This is a genomic window from Streptomyces sp. NPDC020299, assembly GCF_044387825.1.
In the GTDB taxonomy this organism is placed as follows: domain Bacteria; phylum Actinomycetota; class Actinomycetes; order Streptomycetales; family Streptomycetaceae; genus Streptomyces.
Map to the genome: position 1 here is coordinate 90,887 of NZ_JBIRWL010000024.1, position 15,641 is coordinate 106,527.

Consider the following 15,641-nt stretch of genomic DNA (forward strand, 5'->3'; position numbering starts at 1 on the left):
GGTTCTCCTCACTGTCAGTCGTAGTCAGTCGTTCGCGGTTGGTACGACGGTCCCGGTGCTTGCCCAGCTGGCGAGGAGGCTCAGGGCCTCCTGCGCCGGGGAGTCGGGTTCGGGCGTGTAGAAGTTGAGGCGAAGGCCGGGGTCCGCGGGCAGTTCCATCGCCTCGTAGGGCAGGGCGAGATCGCCGACGAGAGGGTGGTGCAGGTTCTTCACTCCGGAGCGGTGGAACTTCACGTCGTGGTGGGCCCACCGGCGGGCGAAGTCGCCGCTTTTGGTCGTCAGCTCTCCGATGAGATCGGTCAGCGCCTTGTCGTGGGGTGCCCGGCCCGTCTCGGTGCGCAGGAACGCGACCGCGTCGTCGGCGCCCTTTTCCCAGTCGACCCAGAAGTCCTTGCTGGCGGGGTCGAGGAACATGAATCGGGCGCTGTTGACCGGGCCGCGCTGGGCGAACAGCGGCGAGTCGAAGAGGGGTGCGTAGAGCGCCAGCCCCAGCGTGTTCGCGGCCAGGATGTCGAAGCGCGCGTTGCGCACGTATGCCGGCACATCGGTCATCGAGTCGAGCAGGCGCAAGATCGTGGGCCGCACCCGGGACGCCGTCACGGTGGGGCGCCGGCCCGACGGTGTCGCCTCGCGGGCCAGGTCATACAGGTGAGTGCGCTCGGCTTCGTCCAGCTGCAGTGCGTGCGCGAGGGATTCCAGTACCGAGTCCGAGGCGCCGGAGAGGTTTCCGCGCTCCAGACGGACGTAGTAGTCGACGCTCATGCCCGCGAGCAACGCGACCTCCTCCCGGCGCAGGCCCGCGACGCGCCGGTTGCCGCCGTAAACCGGCAGTCCGGCCTGCTCGGGGGTGATCCGGGCACGCCGGGTGCTCAGGAACTCGCGGACCTCGGCGGCCACGCTTTTCTTGCTGTCTCTGTCTGCCATCGTCCAGATCCCTGAAATCGCTCCGGCGCCGTCTGATCGCGTCCCGGTGGGACGGTCCGGGCCCGACCTACGACGGTCGTGCTTTGACCTTCACCGTAGGTCCGTCCGCGAGGACCTGCGAGGTACTGCCAGTACCTGGAAGACCAGTGACTCCCACCCCTGTGCCCGCGCGGGGTTTTCTTGGAGAGAACCGAAGGCCGGGAGTCCGACACCGGGCCCTCACCCTGAAGGGAAGGACACCACCACCGTGCGCGCAGCGCTCAAGTACGACGGGACCGGCGACGTCGCCATGGCGGAATCCACGCCGCCCACAGCGGTGCGTGCGCCGGCCGCCCCTGCCGCCCCGGCCCGGGCGACGCTGATCCTCGCGATCATCTGCGTCAGCTACTTCATGGTCATCCTCGACAACTCGATCGTGTTCACGGGGCTGCCACAGATCCGCTCCGCCATGGGGTTCTCCGAGACGGGCCTGTCCTGGATCACCAACGCCTACGTCCTGGTCTTCGGCGGCCTGCTGCTCCTGGGAGCCCGGGCCGGTGACCTGTTCGGACACCGCAGGGTGTTCCTGTTCTCCCTGGTCGTCTTCGCGCTGACCTCGCTCCTTGTCGGCGCCGCACAGACCCAGTGGTGGCTGATCGGCGCCCGGGCGCTGCAGGGCGTCGGGGCGGCGGTCCTGGCCCCCTCCGCCCTGTCCCTGCTCACCCGCAGCTTCGCCGAGGGCTCGGCACGGAACCGGGCGATGGCCGCCTACAGCGCGGTGGCCGGGCTCGGCGCGGCTCTCGGCCTGGTGGTGGGCGGCCTGGTCGCCGACCTGATCTCGTGGCGGGCCGGGTTCTTCCTCAATGTCCCGGTCGGCATCGCGATGGTGGTGCTGGCGGTGCGGTTCCTGCCCGAGACCGAGCGCCAGGGTGGCCGCTTCGACGTCGCCGGGGCGCTCCTGGCGACTGCGGGCTCCACCGCCTTGGTCTTCGGCATCGTGGACGCCACCGACATCGGCTGGACCGCTCCGGCCACCCTGATTCCGCTGGTGGCCGGACTGGTGATGCTGGCCCTGTTCGTGGCGGTGGAGCGGCGGGCCGCGCAGCCGATCGTGCCGCTGCGGCTGTTCGCGAGCCGGGAGCGCAGCGGCGCCTACGTCACCCGGATGCTCTACATGGGCGCCATGATGGGGTTCTTCTTCTTCACCGCGCAGTTCGTGCAGAGCGTCTACCACTGGACGCCGCTGCAGGCCGGTCTCTCCTTCCTGCCGATGACGCTGGTCAACTTCGTCTTCGCCGTCCAGGTGCCGCAGCTCCTTGAGCGGGCGAGCAGGCCGCGGGTGCTCACCATCGGGCTGACCGTGACCATGGTGGGCATGGTGTGGCTCAGCCGCCTCGACCTGCACACGCCCTACCTGACGGGCGTGGCGTTGCCGATGGTGCTCATCGGCGCCGGCCAGGGCCTGGTGCTGGCCCCGCTGACTTCCAGCGGCGTGGACGGGGTCGCCCCCGCGGACGCGGGAGCCGCCTCGGGCCTGGTCAACACCGTGCACCAGATCGGCAGCGCGCTGAGCCTGAGCATCCTGACCGCCGTGGCCGCCGCCGTCGCCACCGGCCACGAGGCCGCCGACATCGCGGCCCGCTCGGGTGCCGCGCTGACCGGCTCCGCCGTCCTGCTCGCCCTGGCCCTCGCGGCCACCCTCACCCTCATCGTCCCTACACGTACCCGCCCGCACGAAAGGTCCCTGTGATGCAGACCCTCACCCTCAACAACGGCGTCGAGATGCCCGCCCTCGGACTCGGTGTCTTCCAGACCCCGCCTGACGAGACCCGGGCCGCCGTCACGGCCGCGCTCGAACTGGGCTACCGGCACATCGACACCGCCGCCGCGTACGGCAATGAACGCGAGGTCGGCGAGGCCATCCGCACCTCCGCCGTGCCCCGCGACGACCTTTTCATCGAGACGAAGATCTGGATCAGCGACTACGGCTACGACGAGACCCTGCACGGCTTCGCCAAGAGCGCCGCCAAGCTCGGCGTGGACCAGATCGACCTGCTGATCCTGCACCAGGCACTGCCGGCGGACTTCGACAGGACCCTCGCCGCCTACCGCGCCCTGGAGAAGCTCCTGGCCGACGGCAAGGTCCGGGCGATCGGCGTCAGCAACTTCATGGTCGACCACCTGACCGCGCTGCTCGACGCGACCTCCGTCGTCCCCGCCGTCAACCAGCTGGAGATCCACCCCTACTTCCAGCAGCGCCCCGTACTCGACTTCGACAACGACCACGGCATCCTCAACCAGGCGTGGTCCCCCATCGGCGGTATCACCTTCTACCCGGGATACGGCGAGGACCGCAAGAGCGTCCTTGAAGACCCGGTCGTCACCGCGATCGCCGAGGCGCACGGCAAGAGCCCCGCCCAGGTGCTGCTGCGCTGGGGCATCCAGCAGGGCCGCTCGGTGATCCCCAAGTCGACCAAACGCCACCGCATCGCCGAGAACATCGACGTCTTCGACTTCGCCCTCTCCACGGACGAGTTGAAGACCCTCGACGCCCTGGAGACCGGCCGGCGCGGCGGCCCCGAACCGGAGGCCGTCACCCTCGCGGCCTACGGCCGCGCCATCCCCGAAGCCTGACATCACCTCGTACCTGAGCAAAGGAACCACCATGCCCACCACCGTCAACGCGTTCGGCACCCACGAAGCAGGCAAGCCGCTCGTTCCCCTCACCATCGAGCGCCGCGACGTCGGCCCGCACGACGTCAAGCTCGACATCCTGTACTGCGGGATCTGCCACTCCGACATGAACTACGCCGACGGCACGTTCGGCCCGCTGCCCATCAGCCCGCTCGTCCCCGGCCACGAGATCGTCGGCCGGGTCACCGAGATCGGCCCCGACGTCACCCGCCACCAGGTCGGCGACCTGGTCGGCATCGGCTGCATGGTCAACTCCTGCCGCACCTGCGAGAACTGCCAGGCAGGCCAGGAGCAGTACTGCCTCAAGGGCAACACTCTCGTCTTCGGAGCTCCCGACCCCGCCGAGCCCGGCGCCCACACCCAGGGCGGCTACTCCGAGGCGATCGTCGCCCCCGAGGACTTCGTCGTCCGCGTCCCCGAGACCCTCGACCCGGCCGCCGCCGCGCCACTGCTGTGCGCCGGCATCACCGTCCACTCCCCGCTCAAGCGGTTCGGCGCCCGGCCCGGCACCAAGGTCGCGGTCGTCGGCCTCGGCGGGCTCGGCCACCTCGGCGTGAAAATGGCCAAGGCCATGGGCGCCGACGTGACCGTCGTGTCCCAGTCCGGCAGCAAGCGCGAGGCCGCCAAGGCCCTCGGCGCCGACCACTACGCAGTGACCGGTGACGGCTCGGCGTTCACCGAGCTGGCCAACACCTTCGACATCATCCTGAACACCGTCAGCGCACCTGTGTCCCTCCCCGACTACCTCGGGATGCTGCGCCTGCACGGCACCATGGTGAACGTCGGAGTGACGACCGAGCCCATGCCGATGGAGGTCTTCCCCCTCCTCCAAAACGGCCGGTCCTTCGTGGGATCACTGTTCGGCGGCATCGCCGAGACGCAGGAGATGCTCGACTTCGCGGCCGAGCACAGCGTCACAGCCGACATCGAGCTGATCGACGCACAGGACATCAACACCGCCTACGAGCGGATCCTCGCCTCCGACGTCCGCTACCGGTTCGTGATCGACGGCGCGACCTTCGCGAAGCCGAAGCAGGCATGACCGGCCCCCACGTGGACGCCGTACGAGGGCACTGAGACTCGCCCTCGTACGGCAGTGACCTTCGGAAACACCACCCGCAGGGGGACTTGACGCACAGGGCGCGCGATCGCGACGCCGAGTGAGACTGACGGCATGGGCGCTCATCCCACCCGTGCCCTGGCAAGGAGGAAACGAACATGCAAGCACAGCCGCTGACCGTGCTGGTGATCGGCGCCACCGGCAGCATCGGACGGCTCGTGGTGGCCGAGGCGATCGCCCGCGGACACACCGTCCGGGCTCTGGTGCGTGACCGCACGAAGGGCGCCCAGCTCCTCCCCGCCGACGCCGAGCTTGTCGTCGGCGATGTCACCCGGCCCGAGACCCTGCCCGAGGCGGTGGCCGGCGCCGACGCCATCGTGCTCACCCTCGGCTCCTTCGGCACCGGCGCATCCTCGCCGGAGACGGTGGACTACGCAGGCGTACGCAACGTCCTGACCGCCCTGGCCTCCCTGGACGGCGCACGGCCCCGCGTGGCGCTGATGACCTCCATCGGGGCCACCACCCGCAGCAGCAGCTACGGCCACCTGCTGGAGTGGAAGCGCCGCTCGGAGCGACTGGTACGGGCCAGCGGCCTCACGTACACCATCGTGCGGCCGGGCTGGTTCGACATGAACGGACCCGACGAACACCAGATGGTGTTCCTCCAGGGCGACCGCCGCCGCTCAGGCGGCCCCGCCGACGGATGTGTCGCGCGCGCCGACATCGCACAGGTCCTGGTGGCGGCCCTCACCGCTCCCGAGGCCGCTGGCCGTACCCTCGAGCTGGTGGCCGAACAAGGAGTCGCACCACGCGACTTGGGGCCGTTGTTCGCGGCGCTGGACCAGGACCCGCCCGGCTCCCTGGACGCGGTACGGGACGAGGCCAACATGCCGCTCGACGCCGAGTCGCAGCGGGTCCGCGACGACCTCGACGCCGTCCGGGCACGCGCCTCAGCCTGACGACAGCCCAGGCCCGCCACGCAACAGGGAGTCAGCGTGCCACCCACCCCTAGCCAGACGGACCGGGAGGCCATCCTCCAGGCCCACCACGCCTACCTGGACGCCATGGTCGAAGCAGACACACCGTCACTCGACGACCTGCTCGACGACGGTTTCACCCTCACCCACATGACGGGATACGTGCAGCCCAAAGCCGAGTGGCTGGCCGAGATGAAGGCCGGGCAGTTCGTCTACCACTCCATCGACGAGGTGGACACGGCACTCGACCTCGACGGCGGCACGGCGCGTCTGACCGTCCGGACCATGACCGACGCGAAGGTGTACGGAAGCCGGGCCAACTGGCGGTTGCTCCTGACCACCGACTACGGCCACCGCGGCGACACGTGGATCCCCCTGAGAACGGTCGCCACGACATGGTGACCCGCATCAGCCAAGGGATCAGGGGAGCCCCAAGAACTCCCATGAACCCAACGACCCCAACGGCCCCGAGGAGACTGCGTCGTGGCGGCCCTTGAGTTCGTCGTACTGCTCGGATGCGCCCTGCTGGTGAGCGGCGCCCTCGCCCACCAGCTCAAGGTGGCCACCCCCGTACTGCAACTGGCCGCCGGCGTCCTGCTCGGCTTCGTACCCGCGCTCCGCGAGACCGAGCTGCCACCGGAGGTGCTGCTGCTCGTCTTCCTGCCGGTGCTTCTGTACTGGGAGAGCGTGACAACCTCCTTGCGGGCGATCCGGCACGACCTGCGCGGCATCGTCCTGACCGGCACCCTCCTGGTGGCTGTCACCGCCTGGGCCGTCGCGGCCCTCGCGCACGCGCTCGGCCTGCCGTGGGGCCCGGCCTGGGTCCTTGGCGCCGCCGTCGCACCGACCGACGCCACCGCCGTGGGCGTGGTCTCCCGGCTACTGCCCCGACGCAACGTCACGCTGCTGCGCGCCGAGTCCTTGATCAACGACGGGACCGCACTGGTCATCTATAGCCTGGCCGTCGGCGTCACCGTGGGATCCGAGTACCTCAGCGCGGCTCACGTCAGCGGCCTGGTTGCCCTGTCCTACGGCGGCGGCATCGCGGCCGGCGTACTGGTCGCGTGGCTCGGCATCCGGCTCCGCCGCCTCGTACGCGAGTTCGGCGAGACGATGCTGGACAACCTCACGATCATCCTGATCCCGTTCAGCGCCTATCTGCTGGCCGAGCAGGTCGAGGCGTCGGGCGTGCTCGCGGTCGTGGTGTGCGGGCTGATCATGAGCCAGGCCGGGCCGAGCCTGGGCAGGGCCGAGGCCCGCCGGCAGACGATGGCCTTCTGGTCGCTGGCGATGTACCTGCTCAACGGCGCTCTGTTCGTCTTGGTCGGCCTCGAGGCACAGGCGGCAATCCGAGGTCTGTCCGGTACCGCCCTGACCGAGGCGTTGGTGATGGTGGCCGCAATCTCCTGCGCGCTGGTCGTCGTACGGTTTCTGTTCCTGTTCGTCGCGGTGTACACCATCAGAACGCTGGACCGGCGCCCGCAGCAGCGAGAGCGACGCATGGGCCACCGGGCCCGCGTGGTCAGCGCTCTGGCCGGTTTCCGCGGGGCCGTCTCCCTGGCACTCGCGCTGTCCGTGCCCTACACCCTCGACTCCGGCGGACCGTTCCCCGACCGCGACACCATCGTCTTCGTCACCGCCGGCGTCGTCGTGACCACCCTCGTCGTCCAGGCGCTAGTCCTGCCGTCGGTGGCCCGCCGGGCCCAACTGCCCTACGACACCGACGCCGACCGCGAACTCGCTCTCGCCCGGATTGCCGCGTCCGAAGCCGCACTCGACGCCCTCCCCACGGTGGCGGCCGACCTCGGTACCGACCCCGAGGTCACCGAGCGGCTACGCGCCGAGTACGAGACCCACTTGAACACACTCCGGGCTGCTGCAACCGCGGACGCCCCGGACGCCGATGCGCTCCTACGGCACCACCAGGAGGACACCGCCCTGCGCCTGGCCCTCCTGGAACACAAACGCTCCGCCGTCATCGCCCTGCGCGACGCCCGCCGCATCGACGACGCCGTTCTCCAGCGGGTGCAGGCCCAACTGGACGTGGAAGAGGTGCGCCTGGCCCCGGCGGCAGATACGGAGTGAGAGCACGCAACAGGTAACGGATGGGACTGAGGACAACAGCCAGCGGTCGCACACAGCGAGCAACCCGACCGGCAGGACCGACAGCAGGAACGGTCGATGGCCGGGCGCACGCTCCCAGTGGGCAGCCTCGTCACCACGTTCGAGCTGTCTTCGACCTCGTGTACGTCATTACGCTCGGGCCCGACCCAGCTCGCCGCCGCCTGTCTGCTCCTGGCCTGACTGCCAGCGGCGGTCGTGCTGCCGCCGCCGGCCGGGCTTGCGGGCAACGTCGTGGTCCTCGCGGCAGTCGCCGCTGCCGAGACCAAGTGGTACGGGGGCCTGCGCCGGAACGTGCCCCCGAACGCGTCGTAACCACCCCGTCCCCATGGCGGAGCCGGATGGGTCTCCCAGCAGCAATCGGTCTCAGCGAAGCTCACGATTCCTGAACCCATACCACAGGCTCGGGGCAGTGGTGGGGGCGTCTGCTACGACTCTCGACTCTGGGCCGGTCTCAAGACGCGGTCGCGGCTCGGCCGGGGGCCGGCCGCACGTCCACCTCACGACCGCCGTGCTGGAGCCGCCGACGCGGTGGGCCCGACAAGGGCGCCCGTAGCGGAGGCGCGTGCCGGTCATCTTCTACGTGGGCGACCTGGATAGGACCCGGCCGGACGTGAACCGCCGAGCCCTGCCCGACGCGGTGCAGGTCAGTGACCGATGGCACCTCTGGCGAAATCTCTGCGACAAAGTCCAGCTCGAGGTCCGCGCCCACGCCGGATGCTGGGCCACCATCAACCCGCCCCGGCCCGGCGGAGTACGCGAGCAGACCACATTCGAACGCTGGAACAAGATCCACGATCTCCTCGGCCAGGGCGTCGGCCTCCTCGACTGCTCCCGCCGCCTCAACCTGGCCCTGAACACCGTCAAACGCTACGCCCGCATGCCCGAACCCCAGGCCCTGCGCATCGCCCCCGCCTACCGGCCCACCCTCGTCGACCCCTACCGCGAGCACCTGCGTCGGCGCCGTGCCGAGGAACCCGCTGTCCCGGCCACCCACCTCCTCGAAGAGATCCGGGAGTTGGGCTACACCGGCAGCGCCAACCTGCTGGTCCGCTACCTCAACCAGGGCCGCGCTGAAGGCGACCGCCCCGTCACCACCCCACGTCACGCCAGCCGCCTCCTGCTCACCGACCCCGAAAACCTGCGCCCGAAGGAATCGACCCTGCTGGAGAAGATCGCTGCGGCCTGCCCGGAGATGACCGCACTCGCCGATCTCATACGCGGCTTCGCCACCCTGCTGAAACCGGCCGAGGGCAACGACGTGAAACTCACCGAGTGGATCACGACCGCCCGTGCCATCGACCTGCCCCACCTGCGCAGCTTCACCAACGGTCTCGAAACCGACCGGTCCGCCGTGAACGCCGGCCTCACCTTGCGCTACCACAACGGCCGCACCGAAGGCGTCAACACCCGCACCAAGAGGATCATGAGGCAGATGCACGGACGCGCCGGATTCGACCTCCTTCGCCACCGCATCCTCCTACCCTGACCGCTACTCGGCCTCACCACCGACTACGGGCCAGAGCCGCTCGTTTGACAGACCCGCTGCCGGGTCTCCAGCGGGGTGAGGTAGCCCCAGACTGGATGCCTCCGCAGCCGCTTGCGGTTGTAGAAGGTCTCGATCGATGAAGGTGAAGATCTCAGCGCGGGCGGTAATCCGGTCGGGCCAGTGGCGGGTGCCGATCTCCGCTTTCAGCAGCGCGAAGAAGCTCTCGGCGGCGGCATTGTCGTAGCACGAGCCGGTTCGTCCCATGCTCTGCCGCAGCCCCAACCGGCGTACTTCCCGGCGGAGTTCGTCAGCGCTCACGGCGCGTCGCGCTTGAACTCGTCCGAGTACCGCCTGCTGCGGTTGCTCTTGCTTCCCACCCGGCACTACTTCCTCTGGAACCTCACGTCCCAGTCTCCAGGTGTCCAACATCAAGGGGAAGCTTCACGCAGCCTCAGGCCTGCGCCGGGTGGGCAAAGTCCCTGCGGGCAAGACAGTGAATTGCACGGCTTCTCCTCGCAAGGATGAGTCAGGCGAAGCTACCTCCGACGATCGGAGTGCTTGGACGCTGCTCACTTCGATGAGGGCGCATTCTTAGCCGCAAGCTTCTTGGCGGGAGCAGGCTTCTTCGGAACCGTCGTCTTAGTCGCCGCCGCCTTCTTACTGGGAGCGGTCTTCTTCGCCGCCGCGGTATTGCGCGGCGCGGTCTTCTTGGCCACCCGGGACTCCTCTGTGCGGGCGGCAGCAGCCTTCCCGCGTGGCGCGGACGCGGGCGCCTTGCGACGCTGCTGCGGCCTCGGCTCTTCCGCCTCCTCTTCTTCCTCTTCATTCTCTTCTTCGTATTCGTCTTCCGGCTGGCCCTCCTCCTCTTCGCCACCCTGATCGTCTTCGTACTCGTCTTCCGGCTGACCCTCCTCCTCGTCTTCCTCTTCTTCCTCTTCCGGGGCGTCCTCGTCCTCGTCCGCCTTCCTTCCGAGCCTGGCCGTACGTTCACTGATGGCACCGGCAAGGGTGCTCATGCCCCGGTCAGCGGCAGCAGCCATTGCTTTGCGGCCCGCGTCCAGGACTTCTCCTCTCAAGCGCTCTTGCAGCTCGGCGACCTGCGGAATCTCCCCCAGCCTGCGCATCCCTTCGGCGGCAAGCTGGCGAGGCTCAAGGCCGAATCGGCGGCCGGCTAGGTAAGTCGCACCGGACAGAGCCATGCGGCCCTTTTTGGTGCGACCCAGCACATAGCCGCCCACCACAGCAGCCGCCAGGGCAACCGTTTCTTTGGTTTCCATGAGTGGGTCACCTTCGATCGTTTGGCACAGAACACGCTCTTCGCGGCCTCGCGAACCTTGCGTTTACCGATGGACGAGACAGCACTGCCGCTGAGTAGCTCGGGAATGGTGCTGCTGTAGCTGGCCGGCCCCCGCTCATGTCGGCGCCCGACCAATTGGACTCCGATCGCTCACCCGTGAACGTGAACGCCAGTCGACTGCAGCCCCTTTTCATCGGGTCAGGCATCTGCCGGCTGTCAGCGCTCGCGGGAAATGGGCGGCTGGCCGCGCGGGGTCAGTCACCAGTAGTGGCGTCGTCCGGCGACAGCGTGTCCCATCGCGCCGAGGACCCACAGGATGGCTCCGACGACCGCCAGGATGATCCCGATGGTCCACAGGATGGAGATGCCGGTGAGGAAGCCGACGATGAGCAGAATGATGCCCAGGATGATCATGATCTTCCCCTTGAGGAGTAGTGTGCCCGGCCCCAACCGGAAGGGGTGTGGACACGGGAGTGGCCGGTCGCCTCCTTACTGCGCGCGGTGCGCTTTGTGGTGGGCGACCTGTAGTCGTACCTCGGTGGGTATGGAAGGGGAGCCGGTGGACCGACGGGCTGTGCGGAGGGGGCCTGCGCAGAGGGCGTCGAGGGTGGCGCCGGGTGCCGTCTGAGGGGTGAGGGTAAGCCTGATGCGGGTGCGGGGGTGGGCAGGCCGGCCGCTGGTCTGGACAGCCGTTTGCTCGATCCCCGGCAGGACGTCGGTTTCGGTGGCGATCGCATCGCTGAGCGCGTGGTCGCGCAGTTGGACACCTTCCTGCGGGGGTGTGCCGCCGACGGGGAGTGAGCCGGGGCGGCGTCGGCGCAGTTGGGCGAGCAGCCACCACAGGGCGAGCAGGGCGACGAGAGTGAGGACGGCGATGACCGCGGGCCACCACCAGCCCTGACTGCTCCAGCGGGCCCGGTCGGCGGTGCTGAGCAGGACGTCATCCGGGGTGGTCAGGGGCCAGCCGACAGGCGGGATCAGTTCGTGTCGCCGGTAGACGTCGAAGCCTGCGAGGAGTACCAGCAGACCACCGCCGAGCAGGACCAGTCCGGCGAGGGCCAGCAGACTGCGGTTGAGTACGGGTCGCGGTGTCATGGTGCGGGCTCCGGGGCTGCTAGTTGTCGGTCAGTCGGCACGTCTCCGCACCCGTACGGCGATGCGGGGAGGGCGGGCCAAGGCGAGTCCGTCACGCTCCTCGTCGAGGACTGCGGTGAAGTCGTCCTTCACCTGCTGGGGGTCGCGGAAGCAGACGTCCGCGCGGGCTTTGACACGGTGGCGGCGCACCCGGATACGAGCCTTGCTGACCCCGGGTACCTGCATTGCGGCATCGCGCAACAGAGCGGCGGCGCCGTCGCGGTCCAGGGAGGCCATCAGCCAGGGCTCGGGGGAGCGCAGGGGCAGCCAGTGGCGTAGGCCAGGGGTGAGGGCCAGGATGATCAACCAGACGCCGACGGCGGCGGCCACGGCGGCTCCCGTGAGCATCCACACGTCGTCCACAGGGCGGGTGTTCAGTTCGTCGGCCAGGTGCCGTCGCCAGGCTGCCGCCGGGCGTCCCGCTCGTACGGCGACGACGTCGAACAGCGCCGCGCCTGCCGCCATGAGAACCACCGAGGCGACCGCCGCGGCCGGGAGCCGACGCGCGGACCAGGGGCGGCGGGCCCGGTGCCCTCTGTCGCGCTCGCCCGCTTCCAGACCCGGCGGAGGGGGCGCGCCGTGTTCGGGCGGACCGGGCTGTGTCGGCTCTCTCGGGTCCTTGGGCTCCTTCGTCAGCGGCACTGTGGCACGGCCTGCGGGTGGGGCGGAGCTGCAGTCGGGAGGGTGCGGGTCGGGTGTCATTCTGGTCCTCCTTCCCGCGCGGCGTGCCCGGCAGCCCGGGCCGCGTGACAGCTCACCGGACCCGTCCCCGGTTCACGCCGGCGGCGGTCACCAGCCGCCGGACGGTGAGGGTGACCTCTCCCACCTCCAAGCCGGTCAGCTGAGCCACCCGGTCGGCGACATCGCGCTGGATCCGCTCGCAGACGTGGGGGATGTCGGTGGGATAGGGCAGGTCCATGGTCAGGTGCAGGCGCACCGATCCGGTACGGACGGCGGCGGAGGCGTGGGGTTCCGCCGGTCCGCCGCGGTCGGGCGGTACGGCGGCGCGCCGGGACTGGGCCGTGCGTGCGGCCTGGGCGGCGATACGGGCGACCACCCTGTCGGGGATGACGGTGGCGCCCCGCTCGGCCGGGGGCGGCAGGCCGGCGGCCGGCGTCGGCGGGCCCGACCCCTCGTCGGGGGAACCGGGCCGGGTCTTCACCGCTGCCTCCGTGCCCGCAGGTCGAGATCGCCCTGCACGACGAGGCCGACGATCAGCCCCGCCGCGCCCAGGACCAGGACCAGCAGGAATGCCCAGAAGCCGCCGAAGTAACCGGCGAAGCCCAGGGCCATGCCGGCCGCGAGGCCCGTCGTTGCTGTGTTCATCGTGCACTCACCCGTCTCGCGCACCTACGTCACCGTGCGCGCGATCGCCCGCGCCCGCCCAGGGCGCGGCGGTGGATCACCTCACGCGGCCCTCATCCGGTTCGGCCTCTTCTTCCTCGTCGGGCAGGTGGACGTCGTCGACGGCGATGTTCACCTCGACGACGTCCAGGCTCGTCATCCGCTCCACGGCGCTGATGACATTGGTGCGTACGCCGCCGGCGACGTCGACGATGGAGACGCCGTACTCGACGACGACGTCCAGGTCCACGGCGGCCTGACGCTCGCCGACCTCGACCTTCACGCCTCGCGTGACGGCCCCGCCTCCGCCTGCGCCGGGGACGCGTTCCCGCATGGCGCCGAAGGCGCGGGCCATCCCCGCTCCCAGGCTGTAGATGCCCGGTACCTCGCGGGCAGCCATGCCCGCGATCTTGGCCACCACCCCGTCCGCGATGGTGGTCTTTCCCCGTGTCTCGGCCGGAGCCCCGGCCCCGGTACGGCCCTTCAACGCGCTCACGCCCGCATCGGGCCGACTGCCCCCGCCGACGCTGGTGGTGTTGTCCGTCATGGCGGTCGCCTCGATCGCTTGGTCGGACACCGGTGCGGTGCCCGTCGAAAGATTGGACATATCGGGCGCCGTGTTCCTCACGCTCTTTGTATGTGATGTACATCACATACTACCTGCCTCATAAACCTTTCTCGCCAGCTCCGCCAACGGCACCGACTGGTCCGCCCCCATCCAACTGCCCGGGGGAAGCCAGACGGCCCCTGCGCTGGCCGTGCGCAACAACGCGCTGCACCACGTCCGTGGTGCCGGCTTCAAGCTCTACCTCAACTACTCCACCAACGCGACTACCTGGTCAAATCACTCCGAGGTGCCCGGCCTTGGCCTGGTCGCCACCGGCCACGCGCCCGCACTGGCCACCCACCGGGGCAAGCTCTACCTGGCCTACCGCGACCTGTTCACCGGGCAAGTCACCATCACCACCCACACCGGCAGCGCATGGACCGCACCGGTCCGCCCCGCAGGAACAACGCCCGACGCCCCGGCACTGGCCGTGCGCGGTGACGTCCTCTACTGCGCCATCCGCGGCGGCGACGACCAACTGTGGCTCACCAGCCTCACCGGCGACAGCACCACCTGGAGCCAGTTCAACAAGATCCCGGTCCCCGCGATGACCATCTCCGCCCCCGCCATCGCCGCCCACAACACCGACGACCTGCACTTCGTCTACCGATCCGCCGAGTTCTGACCACCGGCTCCCGGGCCTCGGCGGCACAAGCACGGGGACGGTGCGGGAGGGTTTCGCCTATCCCCCACCGTCCCCGTTGGATCGGCCGCCCCTTCCTGTGCCCGTCGCCCCCGCCGCGCCCGTCGCGCTGAACACTTCCGAGCGCCACCGGCTGAAGAAGATGGCCTACGGCCACAAGACCCCGTTTCAGGCCCGTCAGCGGGCAACCATCGTGCTGCTGGCGGCCCGAGGGCACTCCAACGCCCGGATAGCCGCGCAGACGCGGATGCACGTGGACACGGTGCGCCGCTGGCGTGGCCGGTTCGCCAAGGCGGGCCTGCCCGGGCTCAAGGACCGTCAACGCTGCGGTCGTCCCACCTCGTTCACACCGCTGCAGGCCTCCGAGGTCAAGGCGCTGGCCTGCCGGCTGCCGGCCGAGACCGGCGTGCCAGTCTCACGCTGGTCGTGCCCGGAACTGGCCCGTGAGGCCGCCCGGCGAGGCATCGCTACGTTCGTATCGGCGTCCACCGTGCGTCGCTGGCTCGCCCGGGATGCGATCAAGCCGTGGCAGCACCGCTCCTGGATCTTCATCACCGACCCCGACTTCCGACTGAAGGCCGCCCGGGTGCTGGACCTGTACGCCCGCACCTGGCAGGGCGAACAACTGGGCGATGACGAATACGTGATCAGCGCCGATGAGAAGACCTCGGTCCAGGCCCGCTGCCGCTGCCACCCCACCCTCGCCCCTGGCAAGGCCAGGACAATGCGCGTCAACCACACCTACGGACGCGGCGGCGCCCTGGCCTACCTCGCCGCCTACGACGTCCGCCGGGCGAAGGTATTCGGCCGCACCGAAGAACGCACCGGCATCGCCCCTTTCATGAACCTGGTCACCCAGGTCATGGGCCAAGAGCCCTACGCCAGCGCCAAGCGCGTGTTCTGGATCGTCGACAACGGCTCCTCCCACCGCGCCCAGAAGGCCGCCGCCCGGCTCACCGCGGCGTTTCCGAACGCCGTGATGGTCCATACTCCCGTGCACGCCTCCTGGCTCAACCAAGTCGAGATCTACTTCTCTGCCGTCCAGCGCAAGGCCGTCTCGCCCAACGACTTCACCGACCTCACCGAGGTCAGGGACCGGCTCCGAGCCTTCGAAGACCGCTACAACGCCACGGCACAGCCGTTCCAGTGGAAGTTCACCACCACCGACCTGGACGATCTGCTGGCCAGACTCGACCGGCACACCGCCGATCACCACGAAGAATCCTCTGTCGCACCGGCAGCGTGAACAACCCCCGAAGGTTTTACAGCGCCGACCACTAAGAGGTCATCTCATTTGGTGGCTACATGTGGGGACTCCGCGACAAGTTGAGCCATCTCGCGCAGGCGGTGCCAGTACTCAGGGGCGTCCGCT

General features: G+C 69.4%; 17 protein-coding genes and 1 pseudogene. 9 read left to right on the forward strand and 9 right to left on the reverse strand.

Annotated features, from left to right (window positions below):
- Nucleotides 1-24: 24 nt before the first annotated feature.
- Nucleotides 25-924 carry a helix-turn-helix transcriptional regulator gene (locus ACH45E_RS40120; protein WP_361453778.1) on the reverse strand — a complete coding sequence of 300 codons (900 nt, stop codon included), beginning with the start codon at nucleotides 922-924 and terminating at the stop codon, nucleotides 25-27.
- A 247-nt stretch (nucleotides 925-1,171) separates the two neighbouring features.
- Here ACH45E_RS40120 and ACH45E_RS40125 point away from each other — a divergent pair, with 247 nt between their 5' ends.
- From ACH45E_RS40125 to ACH45E_RS40155, 7 genes and pseudogenes are all read left to right on the forward strand, one after another.
- Nucleotides 1,172-2,653, forward strand: a complete 1,482-nt coding sequence (locus ACH45E_RS40125) for an MFS transporter (RefSeq protein ID WP_361453775.1) — start codon at nucleotides 1,172-1,174, stop codon at nucleotides 2,651-2,653.
- Entirely contained in the window at nucleotides 2,653-3,537 is an 885-nt protein-coding gene (locus ACH45E_RS40130) for an aldo/keto reductase (RefSeq protein ID WP_361453772.1), read from the forward strand. Before ACH45E_RS40125 ends, ACH45E_RS40130 begins: the two co-directional genes overlap by 1 nt.
- A gap of 31 nt (nucleotides 3,538-3,568) precedes the next feature.
- Nucleotides 3,569-4,639, forward strand: coding sequence for an NAD(P)-dependent alcohol dehydrogenase (locus ACH45E_RS40135; RefSeq protein WP_361453769.1), 1,071 nt, complete (start codon nucleotides 3,569-3,571; stop codon nucleotides 4,637-4,639).
- Between the two features lie 176 nt (nucleotides 4,640-4,815).
- On the forward strand, nucleotides 4,816-5,616 hold the full coding sequence (locus tag ACH45E_RS40140; protein WP_361453766.1) for an SDR family oxidoreductase: 801 nt from the start codon (nucleotides 4,816-4,818) through the stop codon (nucleotides 5,614-5,616).
- A 36-nt stretch (nucleotides 5,617-5,652) separates the two neighbouring features.
- Nucleotides 5,653-6,036 carry a nuclear transport factor 2 family protein gene (locus ACH45E_RS40145; RefSeq protein ID WP_361453763.1) on the forward strand — a complete coding sequence of 128 codons (384 nt, stop codon included), beginning with the start codon at nucleotides 5,653-5,655 and terminating at the stop codon, nucleotides 6,034-6,036.
- A gap of 81 nt (nucleotides 6,037-6,117) precedes the next feature.
- Nucleotides 6,118-7,719, forward strand: a complete 1,602-nt coding sequence (locus ACH45E_RS40150; RefSeq protein ID WP_361453760.1) for a Na+/H+ antiporter — start codon at nucleotides 6,118-6,120, stop codon at nucleotides 7,717-7,719.
- Nucleotides 7,720-8,371: 652 nt separating this feature from the next.
- Nucleotides 8,372-9,244, forward strand: a pseudogene (locus ACH45E_RS40155) (transposase); the annotation flags it as partial.
- 3 nt (nucleotides 9,245-9,247) lie between these two features.
- On the opposite strand, the gene ACH45E_RS40160 reads toward ACH45E_RS40155, so the two are convergent.
- The 8 genes from ACH45E_RS40160 to ACH45E_RS40195 form a co-directional block, all read right to left on the reverse strand.
- On the reverse strand, nucleotides 9,248-9,562 hold the full coding sequence (locus ACH45E_RS40160) for a hypothetical protein (RefSeq protein ID WP_361453757.1): 315 nt from the start codon (nucleotides 9,560-9,562) through the stop codon (nucleotides 9,248-9,250).
- Nucleotides 9,563-9,813: 251 nt separating this feature from the next.
- The gene (locus ACH45E_RS40165) at nucleotides 9,814-10,521 is read right to left on the reverse strand and encodes a histone protein (RefSeq protein ID WP_361453754.1); all 708 of its coding nucleotides are present in this window, start codon (nucleotides 10,519-10,521) and stop codon (nucleotides 9,814-9,816) included.
- A gap of 278 nt (nucleotides 10,522-10,799) precedes the next feature.
- Complete coding sequence (locus tag ACH45E_RS40170; protein WP_361453751.1) at nucleotides 10,800-10,955, reverse strand: DUF6131 family protein; 156 nt, start codon at nucleotides 10,953-10,955, stop codon at nucleotides 10,800-10,802.
- 75 nt (nucleotides 10,956-11,030) lie between these two features.
- Entirely contained in the window at nucleotides 11,031-11,636 is a 606-nt protein-coding gene (locus tag ACH45E_RS40175; RefSeq protein WP_361453748.1) for an alkaline shock response membrane anchor protein AmaP, read from the reverse strand.
- Between the two features lie 30 nt (nucleotides 11,637-11,666).
- On the reverse strand, nucleotides 11,667-12,140 hold the full coding sequence (locus tag ACH45E_RS40180; RefSeq protein ID WP_361453745.1) for a DUF6286 domain-containing protein: 474 nt from the start codon (nucleotides 12,138-12,140) through the stop codon (nucleotides 11,667-11,669).
- A gap of 289 nt (nucleotides 12,141-12,429) precedes the next feature.
- Nucleotides 12,430-12,837, reverse strand: a complete 408-nt coding sequence (locus tag ACH45E_RS40185) for an Asp23/Gls24 family envelope stress response protein (RefSeq protein WP_361453742.1) — start codon at nucleotides 12,835-12,837, stop codon at nucleotides 12,430-12,432.
- A complete protein-coding gene (locus ACH45E_RS40190) occupies nucleotides 12,834-13,001 on the reverse strand; it encodes a hypothetical protein (RefSeq protein ID WP_361453739.1) in 168 nt (55 codons plus the stop codon). The genes ACH45E_RS40185 and ACH45E_RS40190 overlap by 4 nt, the downstream gene beginning before the upstream one ends.
- Before the next feature lie 76 nt (nucleotides 13,002-13,077).
- Nucleotides 13,078-13,566, reverse strand: a complete 489-nt coding sequence (locus ACH45E_RS40195) for an Asp23/Gls24 family envelope stress response protein (RefSeq protein ID WP_361454023.1) — start codon at nucleotides 13,564-13,566, stop codon at nucleotides 13,078-13,080.
- 211 nt (nucleotides 13,567-13,777) lie between these two features.
- Between ACH45E_RS40195 and ACH45E_RS40200 the strand changes: the two genes are divergently transcribed.
- Nucleotides 13,778-14,251, forward strand: coding sequence for a hypothetical protein (locus tag ACH45E_RS40200; RefSeq protein ID WP_361453736.1), 474 nt, complete (start codon nucleotides 13,778-13,780; stop codon nucleotides 14,249-14,251).
- 97 nt (nucleotides 14,252-14,348) lie between these two features.
- Nucleotides 14,349-15,515, forward strand: coding sequence for an IS630 family transposase (locus ACH45E_RS40205; RefSeq protein WP_361453733.1), 1,167 nt, complete (start codon nucleotides 14,349-14,351; stop codon nucleotides 15,513-15,515).
- Nucleotides 15,516-15,641: the final 126 nt, after the last annotated feature.